The sequence below is a fragment of the Streptomyces sp. NPDC054834 genome (genome assembly GCF_053611185.1).
Map to the genome: position 1 here is coordinate 1 of NZ_JBSGZV010000048.1, position 23,405 is coordinate 23,405.

Below are 23,405 nucleotides of genomic sequence, written 5' to 3' on the forward strand. Positions count from 1 at the left end.
GCCCTTGGGCCGGCGCCCCTTACCTCAGGCCATGCCTGTCATCAGCTGCAGCCGCTGGTCGAGCCGCAGCCCTCGCAGATGTAGCAGGAACCGGCCCGCTGCATCTTGGTGCCGCAGGAGAAGCACAGCGGGGCGTCGGCCTGGATGCCCAGCTGCATCTCCACCAACTCGGCGCTGGTGTGGGCCTGCTTCGGGGCGGGCTTGGCCGCCTCGGACTCGGTCTTCGGGGTGGCGACGGCCTTCAGCTCCTGGGCGCGCGGCGCCGACTGGGCCAGTCCCTCGACGTCGACCTCGTCCTCGGTGGGCTCGTAGGATCCCGTCTCGAGGTGACGCTGGCGCTCCTCGGCGGAGTGGATGCCGAGCGCGGAGCGCGTCTCGAAGGGCAGGAAGTCCAGCGCCAGGCGGCGGAAGATGTAGTCGACGATCGACTGGGCCATCCGCACGTCCGGGTCGTCCGTCATACCGGCCGGCTCGAAGCGCATGTTGGTGAACTTCGAGACGTACGTCTCCAGCGGCACGCCGTACTGGAGGCCGACCGAGACGGCGATGGAGAAGGCGTCCATCATGCCCGCGAGGGTCGAGCCCTGCTTGGACATCTTCAGGAAGACCTCACCGAGACCGTCGTCCGGGTAGGAGTTGGCGGTCATGTAGCCCTCGGCGCCGCCGACGGTGAAGGAGGTGGTGATACCGGGACGTCCCTTGGGGAGGCGCTTGCGGACCGGGCGGTACTCGACGACCTTCTCGACCGCCTCGCGGATGGTCGCCTCGGCCTTCTCCGTGACCTCGGCCTTCTCCTTCTCCTTGGTCTTGGCGGAGAGCGGCTGGCCTACCTTGCAGTTGTCGCGGTAGATGGCGAGGGCCTTGATGCCCATCTTCCAGGCCTCGAAGTAGATCTCCTCGACCTCCTCGACGGTCGCCGACTCCGGCATGTTGACCGTCTTGGACAGGGCGCCGGAGATCCACGGCTGGATCGCGGCCATCATGCGGACGTGGCCCATGGGGGAGATGGCGCGCTCGCCCATGGCGCAGTCGAACACCTCGTAGTGCTCCTGCTTGAGGCCGGGCGCGTCGATCACATTGCCGTGCTCGGCGATGTGGGCGACGATCGCCTCGATCTGCTCCTCCTGGTAGCCCAGGCGGCGCAGGGCCTGCGGGACGGTGCCGTTGACGATCTGCATCGAGCCGCCGCCGACCAGCTTCTTGAACTTGACCAGGGCGAGGTCGGGCTCGAGGCCGGTGGTGTCGCAGGACATCGCGAGACCGATGGTGCCGGTCGGGGCGATGACGGACGCCTGGGAGTTACGGAAACCGTTCTGCTCGCCGATGCGCAGGACGTCCTGCCAGGCCTCCGTGGCCGCGGCCCAGACCGGGCTGTCCAGGTCGTCCATGCGGACGGCCACGGCGTTGGCGTCGGCGTGCTGCTTCATGACGCGCTTGTGGGCGTCGGCGTTGCGGGCGTAGCCGTCGTACGGACCGACGACCGCAGCGAGTTCGGCGGAGCGCTTGTAGGCGGTGGCGTTCATGAGGGAGGTGACCGCACCGGCCAGCGCGCGGCCGCCGTCGGAGTCGTAGGCGTGGCCCGTGGCCATCAGCAGGGCGCCGAGGTTGGCGTAGCCGATGCCGAGCTGGCGGAACGCGCGCGTGTTCTCGCCGATCTTCTGGGTCGGGAAGTCGGCGAAGCAGATGGAGATGTCCATCGCCGTGATGACGAGCTCGACGACCTTGGCGAAGCGCTCGACCTCGAAGGACTGGTTGCCCTTGCCGTCGTCCTTGAGGAACTTCATCAGGTTCAGCGAGGCGAGGTTGCAGGACGTGTTGTCCAGGTGCATGTACTCGCTGCAGGGGTTCGAGCCGTTGATACGGCCGGACTCCGGGCAGGTGTGCCAGTGGTTGATGGTGTCGTCGTACTGGATGCCCGGGTCGGCGCAGGCCCAGGCGGCCTCGGCCATCTTGCGGAAGAGGGACTTGGCGTCGACCTCCTCGATGACCTCGCCGGTCATCCGCGCGCGCAGGCCGAAGGTGCTGCCCTGCTCGACCGCCTTCATGAACTCGTCGTTGACCCGGACGGAGTTGTTGGCGTTCTGGTACTGGACGGAGGTGATGTCCTCGCCACCGAGGTCCATGTCGAAGCCCGCGTCGCGGAGGGCGCGGATCTTCTCCTCCTCCTTGACCTTGGTCTCGATGAAGTCCTCGATGTCGGGGTGGTCGACGTCCAGGATGACCATCTTGGCGGCGCGGCGGGTGGCGCCACCGGACTTGATCGTTCCTGCGGAGGCGTCGGCGCCGCGCATGAAGGAGACGGGACCGGAGGCGTTGCCGCCGGAGGACAGCAGTTCCTTGGAGGAGCGGATACGGGAGAGGTTCAGGCCGGCACCGGAGCCGCCCTTGAAGATCATGCCCTCTTCCTTGTACCAGTCGAGGATCGACTCCATGGAGTCGTCGACGGCCAGGATGAAGCAGGCGGACACCTGCTGGGGCTGCGGGGTGCCGACGTTGAACCAGACGGGGCTGTTGAAGCTGAAGATCTGGTGCAGGAGGGCGTACGCCAGCTCGTGCTCGAAGATCTCGGCGTCGGCGGGCGAGGCGAAGTACTTGTGGTCCTCGCCGGCCTTCCGGTACGTCTTCACGATGCGGTCGATCAGCTGCTTGAGGCTGACCTCGCGCTGCGGGGTGCCCACGGCACCGCGGAAGTACTTGCTGGTGACGATGTTGACCGCGTTCACGGACCAGAAGTCCGGGAACTCGACGCCACGCTGCTCGAAATTGACCGAGCCGTCGCGCCAGTTGGTCATGACGACGTCACGGCGCTCCCAGCTCACCTCGTCGTACGGGTGTACGCCGGGGGTGGTGTGGATGCGCTCGATACGCAGCCCCTTGGTGGCCTTGGCGCCCTTGGATCGGGAACCTCGTGCCGGACCGCTCGCCGTCTCTGTCATGCCGCCTCCCTGTACGGGCAAAAACGCCCTGAAATGCCACGATGTTCCCGTGGCACGGTGTTCTGTCTTGTGTTGCGGACACCCTCACGCTGTCGCCCGCAACAGGTCTGTGGTCGCCGCCGTCCTACCGGAACCGGTGTCTCCGCCCTGTTCCGACCCGCCGGTCAGTCGGCGGCATGGGCGGGCACGGGGACCTGGGAAGTCCCTGCGCGCCCGCGATCGTCTTCCTTGCTCCCCGCTCCCGCGTCTTCGTCGTCCGCGGCGGGGCCTCGCGTCGCCTCCCTGAGTTCCGCGATGGCGGCCTCGAAGTCCTCGAGCGAGTCGAATGCCCGGTAGACGGAGGCGAATCGCAGATAAGCGACGAGGTCGAGCTCCTGCAACGGGCCGAGTATGGCCAGCCCCACGTCGTGGGTGGTCAGCTCGGCGCTTCCGGTGGCCCGCACCGCCTCCTCGACCCGCTGGCCGAGCTGGGCGAGAGCGTCCTCGGTGACAGGCCGTCCCTGGCATGCCTTGCGCACGCCGTTGATGACCTTGGTACGGCTGAAAGGCTCGGTGACTCCGGACCGCTTGACCACCATGAGCGAGCACGTCTCCACGGTCGTGAAACGACGGGAGCAGTCAGGGCACTGGCGGCGCCTGCGGATCGACGTGCCGTCGTCGGTCGTACGACTGTCGACCACGCGGCTGTCGGGGTGCCTGCAGAAGGGGCAGTGCATGATCTCCAACCCTCCTCACAGCAGACTGAACAGCCCCAAGAGACCTCATGGGCCCCTCGAAGTAGCCACAAGCATAGGGGATCACAGAAGCACCACCGACCCCGGGGACCACAACTTGTGGGTAGCTGTAGCAATCCAACCACTACATGTAGGGCTTGGCTCATACACCAACACGCGCGCGTGTCGCAGGCGTGTCGCGGGGGCGGATACGGAGATACCGTGGGCGCGGCACGGAGGACACGTAGGACTCCGGCACAGAAGGGGTCCGGTACCCGGTTGACGGGCTTCCGGATGGCAGACTGGGGACGCAACCCACGAGGCCATCACCCCGGCGGTGAAGAGTACAACGATGAGCCCTTTTGTCCGCCAGGTGCCGCGTTGGCCATACACCTGCACACGTGATCGCGTCAGGTGAATCGCGTTTTTTCACTCGAACGTGTGTTTGGCGCAACCTTTCGAAAGCAACTACCGTTGTCCAGCAGGGAGACCATCGAGAGGGGCCGACGTGACCACCACCGCAGACAGTGCCACCATCACCGCCCAGGACCGCTCCCAGGGCCGACTCGAGCCGGTGCACGCGATGAACGAAGCCACGAATCCCGAGGGACCCAAGCGCTCCCTACCGGGCCGACCTCCAGGCATCCGGGCGGACAGCTCCGGACTCACCGACCGGCAACGGCGGGTGATCGAGGTCATCAGGGACTCCGTACAGCGGCGGGGCTACCCGCCGTCGATGCGGGAGATCGGCCAGGCCGTCGGCCTCTCCAGCACATCCTCGGTCGCGCACCAATTGATGGCGCTGGAGCGCAAGGGCTTCCTGCGCCGTGACCCGCACCGCCCGCGCGCGTACGAGGTACGCGGTTCCGACCAGGCGGTGACGGTGCAGCCCACCGACACCGCGGGCAAGCCGGCCGCGTCGTACGTCCCGCTGGTCGGCCGTATCGCCGCCGGTGGCCCGATCCTCGCCGAGGAATCGGTCGAGGACGTCTTCCCGCTCCCCCGGCAGCTGGTCGGCGACGGCGAGCTCTTCGTCCTCAAGGTCGTCGGCGACTCCATGATCGAGGCCGCGATCTGCGACGGCGACTGGGTCACCGTCCGCCGCCAGCCGGTCGCCGAGAACGGCGACATCGTGGCGGCCATGCTCGACGGCGAGGCCACCGTCAAGCGCTTCAAGCGCGAGGACGGCCATGTCTGGCTCCTGCCCCACAACTCGGCCTACGAGCCGATCCCCGGTGACGACGCCACCATCCTGGGCAAGGTCGTCGCGGTGCTGCGGCGCGTGTGACGGCCGCGGCGGACGGCCGGAAGCGGCTCGTCCACTGACCGGGCCCCGGGACCCCTGCGCCGGTTCCGGGGCCCTGCGCTGTGCGGGCCGGGGCCCCGTGCCGGGCCGGAGCGCGGTGCTTGCGTCAGCGTGGGCCGTCCCGGCAGGGGGACGGGCCACCCTTGATCAGCTCGCCTCCGCCTGCTTCGCCTCCGCCTGCTTCGCCGCCGCGTCGATGGCGGCCAGTGACTTCCGGACCTGATTGCGGTCCGTGGTGTACCAGAAGTCGGGCAGGGACGCCTTGAGATAGCCGCCGTACCGCGCGGTGGCCAGCCGCTGGTCCAGTACGGCCACCACGCCCCGGTCCCCCGACGCCCGTACGAGACGGCCGGCGCCCTGGGCCATGAGGAGCGCGGCGTGGGTGGCGGCGACCGCCATGAAGCCGTTGCCGCCGGCGTCCTCCACCGCCTTCTGGCGGGCGCTCATCAACGGGTCGTCGGGGCGCGGGAACGGGATCTTGTCCATGACGACCAGCTGACAGCTGGGGCCGGGGACATCGACGCCCTGCCACAGCGACAGCGTGCCGAAGAGACACGTCTTCGGGTCCGCCGCGAAGTTCTTGATCAGTTCGCCCAGGGTCTCCTCTCCCTGGAGCAGGATCGGGAACTCCGGGATGCGGGAACGGAGCTCCTCGGCGGCGAGCTGGGCGGCACGCATCGAGGAGAACAGGCCGAGCGTGCGGCCACCGGCGGCCTCGATGAGCTCAGTCAGCTCGCCGAGCATGTCGGCTCGGTCGCCGTCCCGCGCGGGACGGGCCAGGTGCTTGGCGACGTACAGGATGCCCTGCCTGCGGTAGTCGAAGGGCGAGCCGACGTCGACACCTTTCCACTGGGGGATGTCTTCGCCCTCCGTGCCCTCGGGGGCAAGCCCCACGGAGGCTCCGACGCCGTTGAAGTCACCGCCGAGCTTGAGCGTCGCGGAGGTGAGGACGACGGAGCGGTCCGCGAAGAGCTTCTCCCTCAGGAGGCCGGAGACGGACATGGGGGCGACACGCAGGGAGGCACCGAAACGGTCGTGGCGCTCGTACCAGACGACGTCCCACTCGGAGCCGTTGACGACGCGCTCGGCCACGTCGTGCACCGTCTCCACAGAGGCGAGGGCCTGCTTGCGGACCGCGTCCTCGTCCTGGACCGACTTGTCTCGGGTCGCGCCGATCGCCGAGATGACCGTGCGCGCAGCGTCCCGCAGGGCCATCAGGGCGTAGCCGAGGTCCTCCGGGATCTCCTCCAGGCGAGCCGGCAGAGCGAGCTCCATCAGCCGCTCGAAACCCTCGGCCGCGGTCTGCAGTTGGTCGGCGGCCTTCTCGTTGACCAGCTTGGCGGCACGACGCACGGCGCGGTTGACCTGGCCGGGCGTGAGCTCGCCCGTGGCGACACCGGTGACGCGCGAGACCAGCTCGTGCGCCTCGTCCACGATCAGCACCTCGTGCTGCGGAAGCACCGGCGCGCCCTCGATCGCGTCAATGGCGAGCAGAGCGTGGTTGGTGACGACGACCTCGGCGAGCTTGGCCCGTTCGCGGGCCATCTCGGCGAAGCACTCGGCGCCGTACGCGCACTTCGAGGCACCCAGGCACTCTCGGGAGGACACCGACACCTGAGACCACGCTCGGTCGGAGACGCCGGGTGTGAGGCCGTCCCGGTCGCCCGTCTCGGTCTCGTCCGACCAGTCACGCAGCCGCAGCAGGTCCTGACCCAGTTTGCTGGTAGGAGCGGCGGCCTCGAACTGGTCGAACAGGCCCTCCTCCTCGTCCTGTGGCATGCCCTCGCGCAGACGGTGCAGGCACAGGTAGTTCGACCGGCCCTTGAGCATGGCGAAGTCCGGGCGGCGGCGCAGCAGCGGGTGCAGCGCCTCCACCGTGCGCGGCAGGTCACGCTCCACGAGCTGGCGTTGCAGGGCCAGGGTGGCGGTCGCCACGACGACGCGCTCCCCGTGCGCGAGCGCCGGCACGAGGTAGCCCAGCGACTTTCCGGTGCCTGTGCCGGCCTGGACCAGCAGGTGGGATCCGTCGTCGATCGCCTCGGCGACCGCTTCGGCCATGGTGACCTGGCCGGGACGCTCCGTGCCGCCGACGGCTGCGACAGCCGCGTGCAGGAGTTCGGGGAGAGAGGGCTTCGTCATAGCGCGTCAACCCTACGGCTCAGCACTGACAATCGGGCGATCAAGTCCGCAACCAGGGGTGGGAAGGCGAAGGAGCGGGACGGGATCAAGAAATTTCCAATTCGTCCGGCCGGCTGGGAACCGGGTCGGCTCGGGCTTCGTTTCCATCTGTGACGACGTCATCACGCAGTGCTACAGCAGATGGCGCAGGGTCCGGTCCCGGAGCATGAGGGCGGCCCGCTTGGCGGGCAGGTCGACCTCGGCGCCGAACCGGAAACCGGCGCTCAGGAAAGCGGCCACGGAGGGGGTGTTGCGAAGGTCGGGTTCCGCGACGACGCGAGCGCAGGCCGGGCGGTGGTCCAGGACCAGGTCGGCGACCGATCTGAGCAGGGCCGAGCCGAGGCCCCGGCCACGGTCGGCGACCGCGCCGATGAGGAGGTGGATCCCGGTGTCGTGCGGACGGGCCGGGTAGTGGCGGGCCAGCGGGTCCAGATCGGCCCGGTACACCTCCCAGTAGCTCATCGGGGTGCCGTCCAGCATGCCGACGCACGGGACGCTGCGTCCGTCGCCGTCCAGTTGGGCGCGTACGTGTTCCTCGGTCCGTGTGGGGGGACCGGCCAGCCCCCAGAACGCGGAAACCGCGGGGTCGTTCATCCAGCGGCTGATGAGCGGCAGGTCACGCTCGACACGGACCCGGGCCAGCTCGAACGTGCCCACGGGTGTGGCGGCCGGGCCCCAGCCTCCGACTCCGTCGAGCAGGTCGTCGGTGGACGGGGACTGCGCGCCGGTCTCCTTCGTGCCGCCGAGTGCTTGTCCGCCGCCAGGTGCGCACTCGCCGCGGGGTGCGGTGTCGGCCGTCTCCGCGGTGAAGAGAGCGACGAGTTCGTCGGGCAGCCGCAGCTCCAGTGTGTCCTCGCCGTCGCCGCTCGGATCCGCGCAGTCCGGGTGGACGGGGACGGGGCCGGCGTCGGTGCTCGCGTCGATGGGAGGCACGGCGCTCTCCTCTCAGGAGACGGGGTGGGTCATGTTCCTCGGACGTGGATGAAGTCGGTGCTGTCGGTTCAGGAGTGGAGGGGGTTGGCGATGGTGACGTAGACGGACTGGGTGTCGACCGGGCCGATCAGCTCGTCGAGACCGTGCAGCCGGGTCAGCAGGTTGGCCTTGCAGCGCAGGACGGGCGAGTCGAGCAGGAGGGCCGGCAGAGCGGTTCGCAGCGGGGCGGGGCCGGAGGCGACGTCGCCGAGGAACCGGCGGAAGGCGGCGAGCAGCAGGTGTTCGTCCGACAGGTGCTGGGATCCGAACGCGCCGATGAGACCGAGCACGTTGTTGATGGCGAGGTAGTACGCGAAGCGTTCGTTCGTGACCTCGTCGGAGACGAAGGTGTCGCTGTGCGCGCCGATCCCGGGCAGGCGCGCGTCGAGTTCGGCGCGCCGGGACTCGCGGAAGTAGTAGCCCTGGTTGTCGCGGTAGCGGCCGCCCGCGGGCCAGCCGTCGCCGTCCAGGAGGAGCAACGTGTTCTGCTGGTGGGCCTCGAGGGCGATGCCCGCCTCGCTGTCCAGCCACAGGACGGGCCGCACGACCCGCTCCAGGTAGCGCAGGAACCACTCGGCGGCGACGGCGCCACGGGGTCGGCCCGTGCGCTCGGCGAGCCGTGTGACGACAACGGCCAGCCGGGAGCAAAGGGGCCGCGTCCTGGCAGTTGGGCGATCGTTGCCGGTGGCAGGGTGGACGTCGGGCCGGGGTGAGACGAGTCCGGCGACGCAGGAGACGTCGTCGGACGGGGTGAACGGGTTGTGCCGGATCACCACGTCGAGCCCGGGCACGGGCCGGCGGTGCGGGTCGTCGACGGCGAGCCATGCCGGGTCGCGGACGATGTCGAAGCCCGGGTGTGCGGCCTGCCATTGCCGGGACAGGCCGCCGCGCAGCAGGCGGTGCACCTCGACGCCGCGGTGGAGTTCCTTGCGGAGGTTCTCGCGGCGGGAGTTGGTGATCCGCAGGCCGAGGGACAGCTTGAGCATGGCGGCGGCGCCGGACTGGTGGACAGTGCGTACGGAGGAGGTGGGGTGCCATGGGGAGCCGTGGGTGCCGAGTGATCTGAGCAGCCCGGCGTCGAGCAGGGCCGCGGTCGTGTCGCGGTGCCGGATCTCGCGCCACTGCCAGGGGTGCACGGGCAGGGCGGCGTATCCGTCGGGCAGGGGCAGCCCCGGGCCGGCGAGCCGGCCCGTGAGTCGGTGGGCCGGCACGGGTCGACCACTTTCGGTCCAGGCCGAGTCGGTCGCGAGCAGCGAGGGTGCGACGGCGATCCAGTGCAGGGGGAAGGAGCCACGCAGTTCGGGTGAGTAGAGGAGGGCTTCGGAGTCGGTCAGGCCCTCGCGGCTCTTCGGGGTCGGGTGGAAAGGGTGTCCGAGCAGCAGTGCCTGTTCGGCGGCCAGGAAGCGGTCGGGGCCGTCGGCGGGACGTGCGTGCCGGTCGCTGATGAAGGTGACGGTGCGGCGGAAGGAGTCGGCCACGCGTGCGACGAGGTCACCGCCGTCGGCGGCGACGGCGTCCGGGCCTGCGTCGGGGCCGTCAGTTCGCCCGTGTGTCTCCCGGCTGATAAGAGCCGCGAGAGTCACCGCATCGAGCGGCGGAGCGCTCTCGGGGGCGTCGGCGAACCGGGGCAGTCCGAAGCGGTGCCAGCCGGTCGGGGACCAGTGGTGGACCGGGGTGATCACAGCGGTGCCGCTGGCGGGGAACGGGATGCGGAGAGCGCCGGTGTCCGGTGCGGAGAGATCCGTCTCGCGTACCCAGCAGCGGAGCAGGTTCTCCACGGAGGCGGCCTGCGCGGCGGTGTGCGGGTCGGGGTGTTCCAGAAGATCGGCGGTACCGACGCGCGTCGGCTCGGTTTCCGGTGACCGCGATGTCAGACGGGATACCGACTCGGCGGCCGGTCCGGGTGGGGCTGGTACGGGTGGGGAAGAGATGCGGTGGGCGTGGAGGTGGGGGACGTGGGCACGGCCGTTCGTTGCCGGGGTGGCGTTCAAGTCTGGTCCTCGGGGTTCGTGCAGGGGGTCGCTCGGCGGCGCGGTGGGCGGAGGGGTGTGCCTCAGGTTCCGGACCTGGCGGCTCCGTCGGTTCGGGAGAGTCCGCGGGACACGGCCTCGACCGCGTCGGCGAGGCGGTCGAGTACGGCGGCGGCCTGCTCGTCGCTGATCGTCAGGGGCGGCAGCAGTCGTACGACGCTGGAGTGGCGGCCGCCGAGTTCGACGATCAGGCCGCGGTGCAGGCACTCCCGCTGGACGGCCGCGGCGAGTTCGGGGGCGGCGGGACGCGGGCTGCCGGGACTCCGCGGTCCGGCGGCAGGCGGTGTCGGACCGCATGCCGGACCGAGAACCGGCCCCGGTACCAGAGGGGCTTCGCCCTGCCCGTCCGCGTCCGTCTCTCCGCCCGCTTGCCCGCCCGCCTGCCCCTCTCCTTCCGGATCCACCACTTCGACGCCGATCATCAGCCCCCGACCCCGCACATCACCGACGCAGGGGAACTCCTCCTTGAGGGAGCACAGTCGGGACAGCATGCGCGAGCCGAGCAGGGCGGCGCGTTCGGCGAGGCGGTTCTCGCGGACGTGGGCGAGTGTGGCCGTGCCCGCGGCCATGGCGAGCTGATTGCCGCGGAAGGTGCCCGCGTGGGCGCCCGGTTCCCACACGTCGAGGTCATCGCGGTAGACGACCACGGCGAGGGGGAGGCTGCCGCCGATGGCCTTGGAGAGGACCATCACGTCGGGCGTGACGCCGCTGTGCTCCACTGCCCAGAAGGTGCCGGTCCGTCCGACTCCCGTCTGGACCTCGTCGGCGATCAGCGGGACGGACCGAGTGGCCGTGATCTCCCGCATGCGCCGCATCCAGTCGTCCGGGGCGGGAATCACTCCGCCCTCGCCCTGGACGGGTTCGAGGATCATCCCGGCGGGCAGTGGCACGCCCGACTTGGGGTCGTCGAGGATGGATTCGGTCCAGCGTGCGGCGAGTTCGGCGCCGCGCGGGCCGCCGACGCCGAACGGACAGCGGTAGTCCTGCGGAAAGGGCAGGCGGGCGACCCGTACGTCGCAGGCGCCGCCGGACGCGGCCAGGGCGCCGGTGGTCATGCCGTGATAGGCGCCGGTGAACGCCAGCATGCCGGAGCGGCCGGTCGCGGCGCGCACCAGCTTGAACGCGGCCTCCACGGCGTCCGTACCCGCGGGTCCGCAGAACTGCACGCGAGCCCGGTCCGCGAGGCCGGGCGGCAGGGTGCGGAACAGTTCGGTGATGAAGGCGTCCTTGACCGGGGTCGCCAGGTCGAGGACGGACAGGGGGGCGCCCGAGTCGAGGACCTTGCGGATCGCCTCCAGGACGACCGGGTGGTTGTGGCCGAGGGCGAGGGTTCCCGCGCCGGAGAGGCAGTCGAGGTAGCGGCGGCCGTCGGCGCCCTCGATGGTCAGGCCGCGCGCCCGGACCGGCACGATGGGGAGGGCACGTGCGTAGGTGCGCGCCGCGGACTCGCGCGCCGACTGACGCCGCAGGATCCCCTCGTGTGCTCCGCGCGCTCCCCCGGACACCGATTCCGTCACGGCCACGGCCTTGTCCTCCCGCTGTCCAGAGGCGACTTGCTCCCTCAGGAGGACCCGGCACAGGCAGCAGGCCCCCCTCACCGCTACCAACCGCGGCCCGGCTGACCGGTTACGGGTTGCTTCAAGATCCTTGCCCTGACGGACCGGCTCAGCGGCTGTCGCCACGGCGGCGCAACAGAACCTTCAGTGCTTCACCGGCATCACGGCGCCTGTCGGCACTGCGAGCCAGCGCGGCTGTCAAAGCCACCGTCGCGATCGTGCCGGCAGAGATGACACCGGCGATCCCGACGGGCAGGAGCGTGTTACCGACAGCATGAACCGCAGGGGGCATGGCCACTGCCTTCAGGTCGATCGGCCGGGTGGCCGGACGGGCTGGTCACTGCCCACGTCCTCAGACCTCGTCGCCTCCGCAGAGCGGCCCCGAACCAGGTAACAGCCTTTTATCCTGGTCAGTCGATGTGCGGGGATTGTTCGGGGTTCATTCGGACCAGACGAACACCGAATGGCGGACGGGGGCGGTCGCGGTATGACGAAGGCGCAGAGCCATCCGGCACAGAACTTCTGGAACGGGGGCAGGAGCCGCGACCGCGTTCGTGGACCTGGCCCGGCATATCCAGCGTGCGCTGGCGGCGGCGCCTCACAGGCGTACACCGCCGCTGCCGCAGTGGCCTGCTGGCGATGGCGTTCCGGAAGGGGAACCCTGCTGGCGATCCGTTCGGCTCGGCAGACGGCTCGTGCCGAGGCTCTCACGAGCGGCATCGCCGCCGGCCCGCCCGCTTGGTTCAGAGGCATTCAATGGCCCGCCCGATGCGCCTGAAGCCACATCGGTCGCGGACCGCCGCACCCCGCCTCTGCCCGACCAACCCTGGCGATTGCCAGGTCAGACGGCTTGTAGCCGAACCGTTGCCGTTCCGTCGGAAGTCCCCCACAGCGAGCGCATAGTGTGTGATGCCGTTCCCAGACGTCCGTGAGTCCGGCGTGAACTCCCCATGAGTTCCGCCGGATCACACGGGCACAGCGCCGAGTTCCTTTACAGCAGGGGGAGTCAAGACCATGCGATCCATACGGCCGTCGTCCACCGTTCGCCGAGGGAGGGGCGGGCCCCGCAGAACCTCCCCCGTGCTGGCGGCCGTCGCCCTCGCCTCGGCGCTGGCGCTGACCGCCACCGCATGCAACGGTGACGACAACGCCGACAACAGGCCGACCGCCGCCGCGACCACCAGCGACGGAAAGATCAAGATCCCGGACGACATCAAGAACAAGCTCAAAGAGCACGGGATCGACATCGACAAGTGGAAGAACGGCGCCTGGAAGAACTGGGACAAGGACGACTGGCTGCGCGAGGCCAACGACTTCGTCAACCCGATCATCAAGGGCCTGTGGGACCCGGACCGCATGCGGGACGCCAACGACCCGGACAAGGGTGTCGACGACAACGACATCTCCGGTGACCAGGGCGTGACGGACCCGACACCGGCTCCGGTCAAGGCGCAGGCGGTGCGGGCGCCGTACCACGCCAACGCGGCCACGGCCGGCAAGGTCTTCTTCGACTCCCCCGAGGGCACGATGGTGTGCTCGGCCACGGTCGTGGAGGACCCGGCGCACCCGGGCAAGTCCAACCTCATCTGGACGGCGGGCCACTGTGTGCACGCCGGCAAGAACGGCGGCTGGTACCGCAACATCGCCTTTGTGCCGTCGTACAACAACACCGGCATGACGGCCAAGCAGTTGGAGAGCGCCAGCAGGGACCAGGTCGCCCCGTACGGGGTCTGGTGGGCCGATGCGGCGCAGACGTCCCAGCAGTGGATCGCGCAGGGCGGTGAGACCGGCGGGAACGGCGCTTCGTACGACTTCGCCGTCATCCACGTCACTCCGGAGCAGGGCAACGGCGGCAAGTCGTTGGAGGAGGCGGTCGGTTCGGCGCTCCCGGTGAACTTCAACGCGCCGGCGGTGCCGAAGGTGCAGAGCATCACGGCGACCGGCTACCCGGCGGCGGCGCCGTACGACGGCCGGCTCGCCTACCAGTGCCAGGACAAGCCGGGACGCTTGTCGATCCAGAAGTCGGACCCGACGATGTACCGCATCGGGTGCACGATGACGGGTGGTTCGTCCGGCGGCGGCTGGGTGGAGACGGACTCGGACGGCAAGCCGGCGCTGGTCTCCAACACCTCCATCGGCCCGGTGTCCTCGGGCTGGCTGGCGGGTCCGCGACTGGGTGACGTGGCCAAGGGCGTGTACAGCAAGGTCAGCAAGCAGTTCGCCGGTCAGTAGGGCTCGGTGAGCCGGCCTGACGCCGGTGTGCTGAAGGCCCGCCCCCGCGGCTAGCGGGGGCGGGCCTTCGCTGTTGTGCGTCGAAGCGGCTGTGCGTCAGAGCGCGGGAGCGGGCGTGTACGGCGCGAGGTCCGCAGCCAGTTCCTCGTGCACCCGCACCTTGAGCAGCGTGCCCTCCGCGGTGTGCTCCTCGGAGATCACCTCGCCCTCGGTGTGGGCACGGGCGACCAGCTTGCCGTGCGTGTACGGCACCAGCGCCTCGATCTCGACGGACGGCCTGGGCAGCTCGTTGTCGATGAGCGCCAGCAGCTCGGTGATGCCCCGGCCGGTGCGGGCCGAGACGGCGATGGAGCGCTTCTCGATCCGCATGAGCCGCTGGAGCGTGAGCGGATCGGCCGCGTCCGCCTTGTTGATCACGACGATCTCGGGCACGTCGGTGGCGCCGACATCCCGGATCACCTCGCGCACGGCGGCCAGCTGCTCCTCCGGGTTCGGGTGCGTACCGTCCACGACGTGCAGGATCAGGTCGGAGTCGCCGACCTCCTCCATGGTGGAGCGGAACGCCTCGACCAGGTGGTGCGGCAGATGCCGGACAAAACCGACCGTGTCGGCCAGGGTGTACACGCGGCCGCTCGGGGTCTCGGCCCGGCGCACGGTCGGGTCGAGGGTCGCGAACAGGGCGTTCTCGACCAGCACGCCCGCGCCCGTGAGGCGGTTGAGCAGGGAGGACTTGCCGGCGTTGGTGTAGCCCGCGATGGCGACGGACGGCACCTTGTTGCGCCGGCGCTCCTGGCGCTTGACCTCGCGGCCGGTCTTCATCTCCGCGATCTCCCGGCGCATCTTCGCCATCTTCTCGCGGATCCGTCGCCGGTCCGTCTCGATCTTGGTCTCACCGGGGCCACGCGTGGCGAGGCCGCCGCGACCGCCACCCATCTGCCGGGACAGCGACTGACCCCAGCCTCGCAGCCGCGGCAGCATGTACTGCATCTGCGCGAGCGCGACCTGCGCCTTGCCCTCTCGGGACTTGGCGTGCTGGGCGAAGATGTCCAGGATCAGGGCCGTACGGTCGATGACCTTGACCTTGACGACGTCCTCCAGCTGGATCAGCTGGCCCGGGCTCAGCTCACCGTCGCAGATGACGGTGTCCGCGCCCGTTTCGAGGACGACGTCACGCAGCTCGGCGGCCTTGCCGGAGCCGATGTAGGTGGCCGCGTCGGGCTTGTCCCGGCGCTGGATGACGCCGTCCAACACGACCGCACCGGCGGTCTCCGCGAGGGCGGCGAGCTCCGCGAGGGAGTTGTCGGCGTCCCGGGCGGTGCCGGTGGTCCACACCCCGACGAGGACGACGCGCTCCAGGCGGAGCTGGCGGTACTCGACCTCGGTGACGTCCTCGAGCTCGGTGGAGAGGCCCACGACGCGGCGCAGGGCCGCCCGCTCGGAGCGGTCGAACTGGTCGCCGTCCCGCTCTCCGTCGATCTCGTGGCTCCAGGCGACGTCCTCTTCCATCAGGGCATCGGCCCGAAGACCTTCGGGGTAGGCGTGCGCGAAGCGCTTGGTGTCCTGGGAAGGGGAAGAAGAGGAGGTCATTTGATCCTTACGTCGATGAGGAGATCCGATGGGCGGCCACGGTGCGAACCGTCCGCCACTGTGCACAACGCACGAGTGCCCGGAGAGATTCCCTTGTCCGTGCCACCCCGACCCGAAGATGGTCGCACGGCACGACCCGTCTCGTCACCGCCTTATTCCCCGGCGGCTGGACGAGGGCGGGCCCAGGTGGGAACGGTCCTGTCCAGCCGCCCGACGGCAGGAGCCCGGCCCGCGGACGGCGCGCACCGCCGCGCTCAGCCCCGCCCAGCCGTCGCGCCCCGGCCAACGCGCCCCCGTCACCGCCCCTCCCCCGGCCTCACGAGCCCCCTACTTCCTCGCCACCTGCTGCGGCGCCGCCGCCTTCCAGTCCGGGTGACCGGGCATGGGCGGGGTCTTCTCGCCGTACAGCCAGGCCTGGAAGAAGTCGGTCAGGTCGCGGCCGGCGACGCCTGCGGCGAGGCGGGTGAAGTCGGCGGTGGTCGCCGTGCCGTCGCGGTGCTGACGTACCCAGGCCCGCTCCAGGCTTTCGAAGGCGGGGCGGCCGATCTCCTGGCGGAGGGCGTAGAGGACCAGCGCGGCTCCGTCGTACACGTTGGGCCGGAAGATGCCGATCTTCTGGCCGGGCTCGGGCGGCTTGGGCAGCGCGGGCGGGCCACCGGAGGCGCGCCAGCGGTCGGAGGCGCTGTAGGCCGCCTTCATCCGGTCGACCATGGGCTTGTGCGCCTTCTCCTCCGCGTAGAGGGCCTCGTACCAGGTGGCGTGCCCCTCGTTGAGCCATACGTCGGACCAGGTGCGCGGGCTCACGCTGTCGCCGAACCACTGGTGGGACAGCTCGTGAACCATGATCGACTCGATGTACCACTTGGGGTAGGCGGCGTCGGTGAACAGGTCCTTCTCGAAGAGGGAGAGGGTCTGTGTCTCGAGTTCGAAGCCGGTGGCGGCCTCGGCCATGAGCACGCCGTACGTCTCGAAGGGATAGGGCCCGACCTTGCTCTCCAGCCAGGCGATCTGGCCCGGGGTCTTCGCGAGCCAGGGTTCGAGTGTCTTGCGGTCGGCGGCGGGGACCACGTCGCGCACCGGCAGTGCGTGCGGTCCGGTGCGGTGCAGCACCACGGAACGGCCGATGGACACCTGTGCGAGTTCGGTGGCCATGGGGTGGCGGGTCCGGTATGTCCAGGTGGTGGAACCGCCGGTCCTGGTCACGCCGGCCGGGATGCCGTTGGCGACGGCCGTGTAGCGGTTGGGCGCGGTGATCCGGATGGTGAACATCGCCTTGTCGGAGGGGTGGTCGCTGCACGGGAACACCAGGTGCGCGGCGTCGGCCTGGTTGGCCATGACCAGCCCGTCGGCGGTCCGTACCCAGCCGCCGTCCCGGTCCTTGACGGCTTTGGGGTCGCTGGTGTGCCGCACGGTGATCCGCGTCCAGCTGTCCTTGGCCAGCGGCGTCTCGGGGGTCACCACCAGGTCGTCGCCGGCGCCGGTGAAGGCGGCGGGCCTGCCGTCGACCTGGACGGACTCGACGGTGCCGTGCGCGAAGTCGAGGTTGAGCCGTTCCAGCCGGGCGGTCGTCCAGGCGTGGATCGTGGTGACGGCCTGGAGGGGCTTGTCGTTGTCGCCGGGATAGGTGAAGGAGAGGTCGTACAACGCCACGTCGTATCCGGGGTTGCCCAGGTACGGGTAGAGCCGGTCGCCGACGCCCAGTGGGACGGCGGGGGCGCTCGCGGCGAGGAGACAGGCGGAGACGGCGGAGGCGAGGAGGGCGGCGGCCCTCCTGCGGCGGCGGGGGCCGGTTCGGGCACCGGGGACGCGGGGTCGCCGATCCGGCATGCGGGGCGTGAGCAGCATGGACCACGGCTACCAGCACGCGCCCGCCCCGCCGCGACGGCGCGCGACCGGCCCACCCGAACGGGGGCCGCCGGGTTGCCGGGGCGCGTGCCTCAGGAATCGGGTCCCTGGTGCTGGGCTCGGCCGACGTCGTACACGCCCGGCACGTTCCGCATCGCGCGCATGAGGGCCGGGAGGTGGGCCGCGTCGGGGAGCTGGAGGGTGTAGGTGTGGCGGACGCGCTGCTGGCTCGGCGGGGCGACGGTGGCGGAGACGATCTCGGCGCCTTCGAGGGCGATCGCCTCGGTGAGGTCGGCGAGCAGATGGGGGCGGCCGAACGATTCGGCGACCAGCGTGACCCGGCACTCGGTGGTGTCACCCCAGCGCACGCCGACCTCCGCGCGCCCGGCGTTCTTCATGCGCGCCGCTCCGGCGCATTCCACGCGGTGCACGGTCACCACCCCGCCGCGTACGGCGAACCCGGCGACCTCGTCGGGCGGTACGGGCGTACAACACCCGGCGAGCCGGACGGTCGCCCCGGGCCGGTCCACGACGGCGCTGGCCGCCGCGGGGCGGATGGAAGAAACATCGCTGGTGGGACCGGCCCCGGGACGGGAATCCCGGTCGGCCGCCGCTTCGGAGTGCTGGCCCGTGGTGAGGTCCGCCCCGCCGGGGGACTCCGCACCGCTCCAGCGGCCCTTGCCGGCCTCCCGTGCCGCCACGTCGCCGCCCTCCGGCTGTGCCGCCAGCCACCGCTGGATGGCGATGCGGGCGGCCGGGGTGTGGGCGTGGTCCAGCCACTCCCGGGACGGCTCGGAGGCGGGGTCCTGGCCCATGAGGAGCTGAACGGTGTCTCCGTCTCTCAGCACGGTGCTCAGGGTCGCCAGTCGGCCGTTGACGCGCGCGCCGATGCAGGCGTGCGCATCCTCGCCGTACTGCGCGTACGCAGCGTCCACGCAGGTGGCGCCCTCGGGCAGGCCCAGCGTGCCGCCGTCGGGCCGGAAGACGGTGATCTCGCGGTCCTGGGCGAGGTCCTCGCGCAGGGTGGACCAGAAGGTGTCGGGGTCGGGTGCCGCCTGCTGCCAGTCGAGGAGGCGGGAGAGCCATCCGGGGCGGGTGGGGTCGACGCGCTCGTCGCCCGCGGCCTGCTCCTCCGAAAGAGGCGCGTACGGGTTGCCGAGCGCGATGACCCCGGCCTCGGCGACCTTGTGCATCTGGTGGGTGCGGATGAGGACTTCGACGACCTGCCCGGCCATGGGTGTCCCCCCGGGCGTGTCGGTTCGAGCCTGGGGGAGGGCGACGGCGGTGTGCAGCGACTGGTACAGGTTGAACTTCGGTACGGCGATGAAGTCCTTGAACTCCGAGACGACGGGGGTCATGCAGGTGTGCAGCTCGCCCAGCACTGCGTAGCAGTCCGCGTCCTCGTTGACCAGCACCAGCAGGCGGCCGAAGTCGGCGCCGCGCAGCTGCCCGCGCTTGCGTGCGACGCGGTGGACGGAGACGAAGTGCCGGGGGCGGATGAGGACTTCCGCCTGGATCCCGGCTTCGCGCAGGACCGCACGGGCTTCGTCGGCGACCTCCGCGAGGGGATCGTCGGGACGGCTCGCGTTGTCGGCGATCAGTCCGCGCGTGTGTGCGTGCTCCTCGGGGTGGAGGATCGCGAAGACAAGGTCCTCCATCTCGGTCTTGAGGGCCTGGACACCGAGACGCTCGGCGAGCGGGATCAGGACGTCCCTGGTCACCTTGGCGATGCGCGCCTGCTTCTCGGGGCGCATCACGCCCAAGGTGCGCATGTTGTGGAGCCGGTCGGCGAGTTTGATCGACATCACGCGGACGTCGTTGCCGGTCGCGACCAGCATCTTGCGGAAGGTCTCGGATTCGGCGGCGGCCCCGTAGTCGACCTTTTCGAGCTTCGTGACCCCGTCGACGAGATAACGAACCTCCTCGCCGAACTGTTCCCGCACCTGATCCAGGGTCACATCGGTGTCCTCGACGGTGTCGTGGAGCAGAGAGGCCGTCAGGGTCGTGGTCTCGGCGCCGAGTTCGGCGAGGATCAGGGTCACGGCGAGCGGGTGCGTGATGTACGGCTCGCCGCTCTTGCGCATCTGGCCGCGATGCGAGGACTCGGCCAGGACGTAGGCGCGGCGCAGGGGTTCGATGTCGGCGTCGGGGTAGTGGGCTCGGTGCGCCTCTACGACGTGACCGATGGCGTCGGGCAGCTTGTCGCGGGCGCCGGGGCCGAGCAGCGCGGCCCGGCCGAGTCTGCGCAGGTCGATCCGGGGGCGGGCCTTCCTGCGGGGCACTGTAGGGACTACAGGGCCAGGGGTCGCAGGGTTCGTGGCCTCCGCACTCATGGGCACCTCCGGCTCGTGGACCGGCGGACGGGCCCCCAGGGCATACACGGCTCAGGGATGGCGACGTTCCCCCGTCCGTGCCGGTGCTTGATGCTACCGAGCCCACCACGCCCGACTGACCGCCTCTCGCCGAGCGTGAAACGGATCACCCATTCGTGCGACGGCTGAGAGGTTTACGGTTTTGCGCCACGTGGTCGTCGACCTGCCGTCGTTTCGCATCGAACCGGCCGCCGGAAAGCGCGAATCGGGTGTCCGGGGCCGGTCGGGACCACGGTTCACGTGGTCAACGGACCGCGTTTTCCAGCCATTCGGCGTCGATCTCGCCCTCGGCGACGATCACGGCGGGTCCGGTCATCTCGATCTGGCCGTCCGGCCGCTCGGTGATCACCAGTCGCCCGCCGGGTACGTCGACCGTGTAGGTCGCCCGGGTGCCGGTGACGGCCGGGTCGGCGCCGTCCCGGCGCGCGGCCGCCACGGCGACGGCGCACGCGCCGGTGCCGCAGGAGCGGGTCTCGCCGGAACCACGCTCGTGTACGCGCATCGCGACGTGACGGGGGCCGCGGTCGACCACGAACTCGACGTTCACCCCGTCCGGGTAGGCGGCAGCCGGGCTGAAGGGCGGCGGTGCGAGCAGGTCACCGGCGTGCCCGAGGTCGTCGACGAAGGCGACCGCGTGCGGGTTGCCCATGTTCACGTTGCGCGCGGGCCAGCTGCGCTCGCCGACGCTCACCGTGACGTCCCCGTCGGGCAGGCGCGCGCTGCCCATGCCGACGGTGACGTCCCCGTCCTTGGCGATGTGGACGGTCTTCACGCCCCCGCGCGTGGCGATCGCGGTGTCCCCCTCGGCCACGTGCCCGGCGTGCTGGAGGTAGCGCGCGAACACCCGTACTCCGTTGCCGCACATCTCCGCGATCGAGCCGTCCCCGTTGCGGTAGTCCATGAACCACTCCGCCTCGCCCGCCATGTCCCTGGCCTCCGGGTGGGCGGCGGACCGCACGACGTGCAGCACGCCGTCGGCGCCGATGCCGGCGCGGCGGTCGCACAGTGCGGCCACGGTGGCCGGGGTCAGGTCGATGGCGTTCTCGGGGTCCGGGACGATCACGAAGTCGTTCTCCGTGCCGTGACCCTTGAGGAAGGCGATCCGCGTGCTCATTCCTCGATCGTACGGGAGCGCTCCGCTGGTGGGGCGGCGCAGGACCGGGAGGAACGGTGCCGGCCGTCTGTGGCTGATCGCGCCCACGCGGCGGAGCCCCATGTCGATACCGGCCCCGCGCCCCTGACGGGGCGCTTCAGCGCAGCCGCGCCACCCGCCACACGGCGAGAATCACCACCACGGCCACCAGCAGCACGTACCCGAGCACGACCCGCCAGTCGGCGCGGCGGCCCGAGCCTCGTGCCGGCAGGCCCGGCCAGGTGTAGCCGACGCGGCGCGCGGCCATCATGCCCCAGCCCGCGGCGCAGGAGCAGATCAGCAGGCCCAGCATGGCGATGACGGCGCCGCTGTCGCCGAAGTCGAAGGCCAGCGGGAAGGCGAACATCAGGGAGCCGACCGCGGCCAGGCCCACGATGGGCGCGAGCTGCCAGATGCGCAGCCGGCGCTGCGGACGCAGCTCGACCTCGACCTCCGGGCCGCCGGCGAACATCTCCTCGGGCTCGGGGCCGTCGGCGGTCACACCGTCCGGCGTCTCGTCCGGTCCGTCGGGGCTGAGTCGGTCCTCGCCCTGTTCCGGTTCGCCGCCGCCGGTGGTGACGTACTCGGTGCTTCGTGCGGTGTCGCGAGGGCCGGCCTCCATCGCCACGCGCCCTCCCAACTAGGACTCCACTTGGTCGATCGAAGCTCGATGATGGCACGGTGTCGGAGGCCGAGATGACCGGCGGCGCATCCCGATGCCATGACGTGATCAGGCTGTGACCGGTCCTTCGACCAACGCCAGGGCGAGCCGTGGAAGTTCCTTGCGGTCCGCGGCGGCCCCACTCAACCACTGCACCCGGGGGTCGCGCCTGAACCATGAATCCTGGCGGCGCGCGAAGCGTTTGGTGGCGCGTACGGTCTCGGCCCGGGCCTCGTCCTCGGTGCACTCCCCGGCGAGCGCCGCGAGGATCTGCTGGTAGCCGAGCGCGCGCGACGCCGTACGCCCCTCGCGCAGGCCCCGCGCCTCCAGTGCGCGCACTTCGTCCACGAGCCCCTCCTCCCACATGCGGTCGACCCGGCGCGCGATGCGCTCGTCGAGCTCGGGGCGGGCCACGTCGACACCGATCTGGATGGTGTCGTAGACGGAGTCGTGACCGGGGAGGTTGGCGGTGAAGGGCTGGCCGGTGATCTCGATCACCTCCAGGGCCCGGACGATGCGACGGCCGTTGCCGGGCAGGATCGCGCGCGCGGCCTCGGGATCGGCGGCGGCCAGCCGGGCGTGCAGCGCGCCGGAGCCGCGCAGCGCGAGCTCGTCCTCCAGGCGGGCGCGGACCTCGGGGTCGGTGCCGGGGAACTCCAGGTTGTCGACCGCTCCCCGGATGTACAGGCCGGAGCCGCCGACCAGGATGGGCCAGCGTCCCTCGGCGAGCAGTGCGTCGATGCGGGCGCGGGCCAGCTTCTGGTACTCGGCGACGGACGCCGTGACGGTGACCTCCCAGATGTCCAGCAGATGGTGCGGGACGCCGTCGCGCTCCTCGGGCGTCAGCTTGGCGGTGCCGATGTCCATCCCTCGGTAGAGCTGCATGGAGTCGGCGTTGACGACCTCGCCGCCGAGCTGCCGGGCCAGGAAGACGCCCAGATCGGACTTTCCGGCCGCGGTGGGTCCGACGACGGCGATGACGCGGGGGGTGGGGGATGCACTGCTCACCGCACCAGTCTCGCAAACCTCCCCGCCGCGCCACGAACGAGTTACGTGACGACACGGGTCCGGGGTCGTTGCCCGTTGCGAGGTACCTGCCGCCCGCTTCCGGAGGCGGTGAGTCGGGTCGCGCAAACGGGCGCACCGGGCTACGCGGGATTCGCCCGCACGAGTAACGTATGGAGTGGATATGAGTGTTTTTGCGCGACTTTTCCGGAGGTCGAAGGCGACGGAGGAGGCGTCGGCCACCGAGCCGCAGACCGGTGCGGAGTCGGGCGGGTCCGAGGCGGAGGGATCGCCGGAGGAGGCGACGCCGGCGGCGGCCGAGAGTGGGGCGAGCGAGAGCGGGGCCACGGCGTCGGAGGCTGCGTCCTCCGACGGCGGGGAGACCGGCCAGGCGGCTGCCGCCGAGGCCACCGAGATCCCCAAACAGCAGTCCGCCGAGGAGGCCGCCGACAACGAGGCGGGTGACGGCGCCCGTACGTGACCGCTCCACGAGGGAAGGTGGATCAATGGGTCTCTTGCACAATCTGAAGAGCAGGCTCGCGCCGGCCAAGGACAAGATGTCGCACTTCGCGCAGCAGCACGGGGACACGATCGACAAGATCGAGCACGGCATCGACAGGGCCGCGAAGGCCGTGGACGAGCGGACCAAGGGCAAGTACAGCGACAAGATCCACGCCGGTACCGGGAAGGCCAAGGGCGCCATGGACCGGTTCGCGCACAAGGGCGGTACCCAGGCGGGTGACAACGGGCCGGGCACCGGACCTGACGTGCCACCGCCGGTTTCCTGACCGGCAGCGACCCATCGATCGGCGGACGGCCGCGTAGCGGGACGGCTCCCGGCCGTCCGCCGTTCGCGCCGCCCCGGGGCCGGACCCAGCCC

General features: G+C 70.6%; 16 protein-coding genes. 4 read left to right on the top strand and 12 right to left on the bottom strand.

The window, feature by feature from the left end; genetic code table 11:
• Window positions 1-41 precede the first annotated feature (41 nt).
• On the bottom strand, window positions 42-2,936 hold the full coding sequence (locus tag ACWGJM_RS39960) for a vitamin B12-dependent ribonucleotide reductase (protein WP_453416664.1): 2,895 nt from the start codon (window positions 2,934-2,936) through the stop codon (window positions 42-44).
• Window positions 2,937-3,100: 164 nt separating this feature from the next.
• Window positions 3,101-3,652, bottom strand: a complete 552-nt coding sequence (nrdR, locus tag ACWGJM_RS39965; protein WP_453416665.1) for a transcriptional regulator NrdR — start codon at window positions 3,650-3,652, stop codon at window positions 3,101-3,103.
• A gap of 505 nt (window positions 3,653-4,157) precedes the next feature.
• On the opposite strand from nrdR, the gene lexA reads away from it, so the two are divergent.
• On the top strand, window positions 4,158-4,937 hold the full coding sequence (gene lexA / locus ACWGJM_RS39970) for a transcriptional repressor LexA (RefSeq protein ID WP_453416666.1): 780 nt from the start codon (window positions 4,158-4,160) through the stop codon (window positions 4,935-4,937).
• Window positions 4,938-5,102: 165 nt separating this feature from the next.
• Here the strand turns inward: lexA and ACWGJM_RS39975 are convergent, their stop codons facing one another.
• The 4 genes from ACWGJM_RS39975 to ACWGJM_RS39990 form a co-directional block, all read right to left on the bottom strand.
• Window positions 5,103-7,094, bottom strand: coding sequence for an ATP-dependent DNA helicase (locus tag ACWGJM_RS39975; RefSeq protein ID WP_453416667.1), 1,992 nt, complete (start codon window positions 7,092-7,094; stop codon window positions 5,103-5,105).
• Between the two features lie 171 nt (window positions 7,095-7,265).
• Window positions 7,266-8,066, bottom strand: a complete 801-nt coding sequence (locus ACWGJM_RS39980) for a GNAT family N-acetyltransferase (protein WP_453416668.1) — start codon at window positions 8,064-8,066, stop codon at window positions 7,266-7,268.
• Between the two features lie 68 nt (window positions 8,067-8,134).
• Entirely contained in the window at window positions 8,135-10,096 is a 1,962-nt protein-coding gene (locus ACWGJM_RS39985) for an IucA/IucC family protein (RefSeq protein ID WP_453416669.1), read from the bottom strand.
• Window positions 10,097-10,158: 62 nt separating this feature from the next.
• The gene (locus tag ACWGJM_RS39990; protein WP_453416670.1) at window positions 10,159-11,658 is read right to left on the bottom strand and encodes a diaminobutyrate--2-oxoglutarate transaminase family protein; all 1,500 of its coding nucleotides are present in this window, start codon (window positions 11,656-11,658) and stop codon (window positions 10,159-10,161) included.
• Between the two features lie 1,047 nt (window positions 11,659-12,705).
• On the opposite strand from ACWGJM_RS39990, the gene ACWGJM_RS39995 reads away from it, so the two are divergent.
• On the top strand, window positions 12,706-13,923 hold the full coding sequence (locus ACWGJM_RS39995; protein ID WP_453416671.1) for a trypsin-like serine peptidase: 1,218 nt from the start codon (window positions 12,706-12,708) through the stop codon (window positions 13,921-13,923).
• Between the two features lie 96 nt (window positions 13,924-14,019).
• Here ACWGJM_RS39995 and hflX read toward each other — a convergent pair whose 3' ends face one another.
• The 6 genes from hflX to miaA form a co-directional block, all read right to left on the bottom strand.
• Window positions 14,020-15,510 carry a GTPase HflX gene (gene hflX / locus ACWGJM_RS40000; protein ID WP_453416672.1) on the bottom strand — a complete coding sequence of 497 codons (1,491 nt, stop codon included), beginning with the start codon at window positions 15,508-15,510 and terminating at the stop codon, window positions 14,020-14,022.
• 327 nt (window positions 15,511-15,837) lie between these two features.
• A complete protein-coding gene (locus tag ACWGJM_RS40005; RefSeq protein ID WP_453416673.1) occupies window positions 15,838-17,355 on the bottom strand; it encodes a M1 family metallopeptidase in 1,518 nt (505 codons plus the stop codon).
• A gap of 92 nt (window positions 17,356-17,447) precedes the next feature.
• On the bottom strand, window positions 17,448-19,688 hold the full coding sequence (locus tag ACWGJM_RS40010; RefSeq protein WP_453416674.1) for a RelA/SpoT family protein: 2,241 nt from the start codon (window positions 19,686-19,688) through the stop codon (window positions 17,448-17,450).
• 283 nt (window positions 19,689-19,971) lie between these two features.
• Window positions 19,972-20,841, bottom strand: coding sequence for a diaminopimelate epimerase (gene dapF, locus ACWGJM_RS40015; RefSeq protein WP_453416675.1), 870 nt, complete (start codon window positions 20,839-20,841; stop codon window positions 19,972-19,974).
• A gap of 136 nt (window positions 20,842-20,977) precedes the next feature.
• The gene (locus ACWGJM_RS40020; RefSeq protein ID WP_453416712.1) at window positions 20,978-21,481 is read right to left on the bottom strand and encodes a hypothetical protein; all 504 of its coding nucleotides are present in this window, start codon (window positions 21,479-21,481) and stop codon (window positions 20,978-20,980) included.
• A 108-nt stretch (window positions 21,482-21,589) separates the two neighbouring features.
• On the bottom strand, window positions 21,590-22,528 hold the full coding sequence (gene miaA / locus ACWGJM_RS40025; RefSeq protein WP_453416676.1) for a tRNA (adenosine(37)-N6)-dimethylallyltransferase MiaA: 939 nt from the start codon (window positions 22,526-22,528) through the stop codon (window positions 21,590-21,592).
• A 181-nt stretch (window positions 22,529-22,709) separates the two neighbouring features.
• On the opposite strand from miaA, the gene ACWGJM_RS40030 reads away from it, so the two are divergent.
• Window positions 22,710-23,006: a hypothetical protein gene (locus ACWGJM_RS40030; protein ID WP_453416677.1), complete on the top strand. Its 297-nt coding sequence runs from the start codon at window positions 22,710-22,712 to the stop codon at window positions 23,004-23,006.
• Between the two features lie 25 nt (window positions 23,007-23,031).
• A complete protein-coding gene (locus ACWGJM_RS40035) occupies window positions 23,032-23,313 on the top strand; it encodes an antitoxin (protein WP_453416678.1) in 282 nt (93 codons plus the stop codon).
• Window positions 23,314-23,405 lie beyond the last annotated feature (92 nt).

What these genes read in the sequence shown, in the direction of transcription:
- ACWGJM_RS39960 (WP_453416664.1), bottom strand. Translation starts at nt 2,936, where the DNA reads ATGACAGAGACGGCGAGCGGTCCGGCACGAGGTTCCCGATCCAAGGGC.
- nrdR (WP_453416665.1), bottom strand. Translation starts at nt 3,652, where the DNA reads ATGCACTGCCCCTTCTGCAGGCACCCCGACAGCCGCGTGGTCGACAGT.
- ACWGJM_RS39975 (WP_453416667.1), bottom strand. Translation starts at nt 7,094, where the DNA reads ATGACGAAGCCCTCTCTCCCCGAACTCCTGCACGCGGCTGTCGCAGCC.
- ACWGJM_RS39995 (WP_453416671.1), top strand. Translation starts at nt 12,706, where the DNA reads ATGCGATCCATACGGCCGTCGTCCACCGTTCGCCGAGGGAGGGGCGGG.
- hflX (WP_453416672.1), bottom strand. Translation starts at nt 15,510, where the DNA reads ATGACCTCCTCTTCTTCCCCTTCCCAGGACACCAAGCGCTTCGCGCAC.
- ACWGJM_RS40005 (WP_453416673.1), bottom strand. Translation starts at nt 17,355, where the DNA reads ATGCTGCTCACGCCCCGCATGCCGGATCGGCGACCCCGCGTCCCCGGT.
- ACWGJM_RS40010 (WP_453416674.1), bottom strand. Translation starts at nt 19,688, where the DNA reads ATGAGTGCGGAGGCCACGAACCCTGCGACCCCTGGCCCTGTAGTCCCT.
- dapF (WP_453416675.1), bottom strand. Translation starts at nt 20,841, where the DNA reads ATGAGCACGCGGATCGCCTTCCTCAAGGGTCACGGCACGGAGAACGAC.
- ACWGJM_RS40020 (WP_453416712.1), bottom strand. Translation starts at nt 21,481, where the DNA reads ATGGAGGCCGGCCCTCGCGACACCGCACGAAGCACCGAGTACGTCACC.
- ACWGJM_RS40030 (WP_453416677.1), top strand. Translation starts at nt 22,710, where the DNA reads ATGAGTGTTTTTGCGCGACTTTTCCGGAGGTCGAAGGCGACGGAGGAG.
- ACWGJM_RS40035 (WP_453416678.1), top strand. Translation starts at nt 23,032, where the DNA reads ATGGGTCTCTTGCACAATCTGAAGAGCAGGCTCGCGCCGGCCAAGGAC.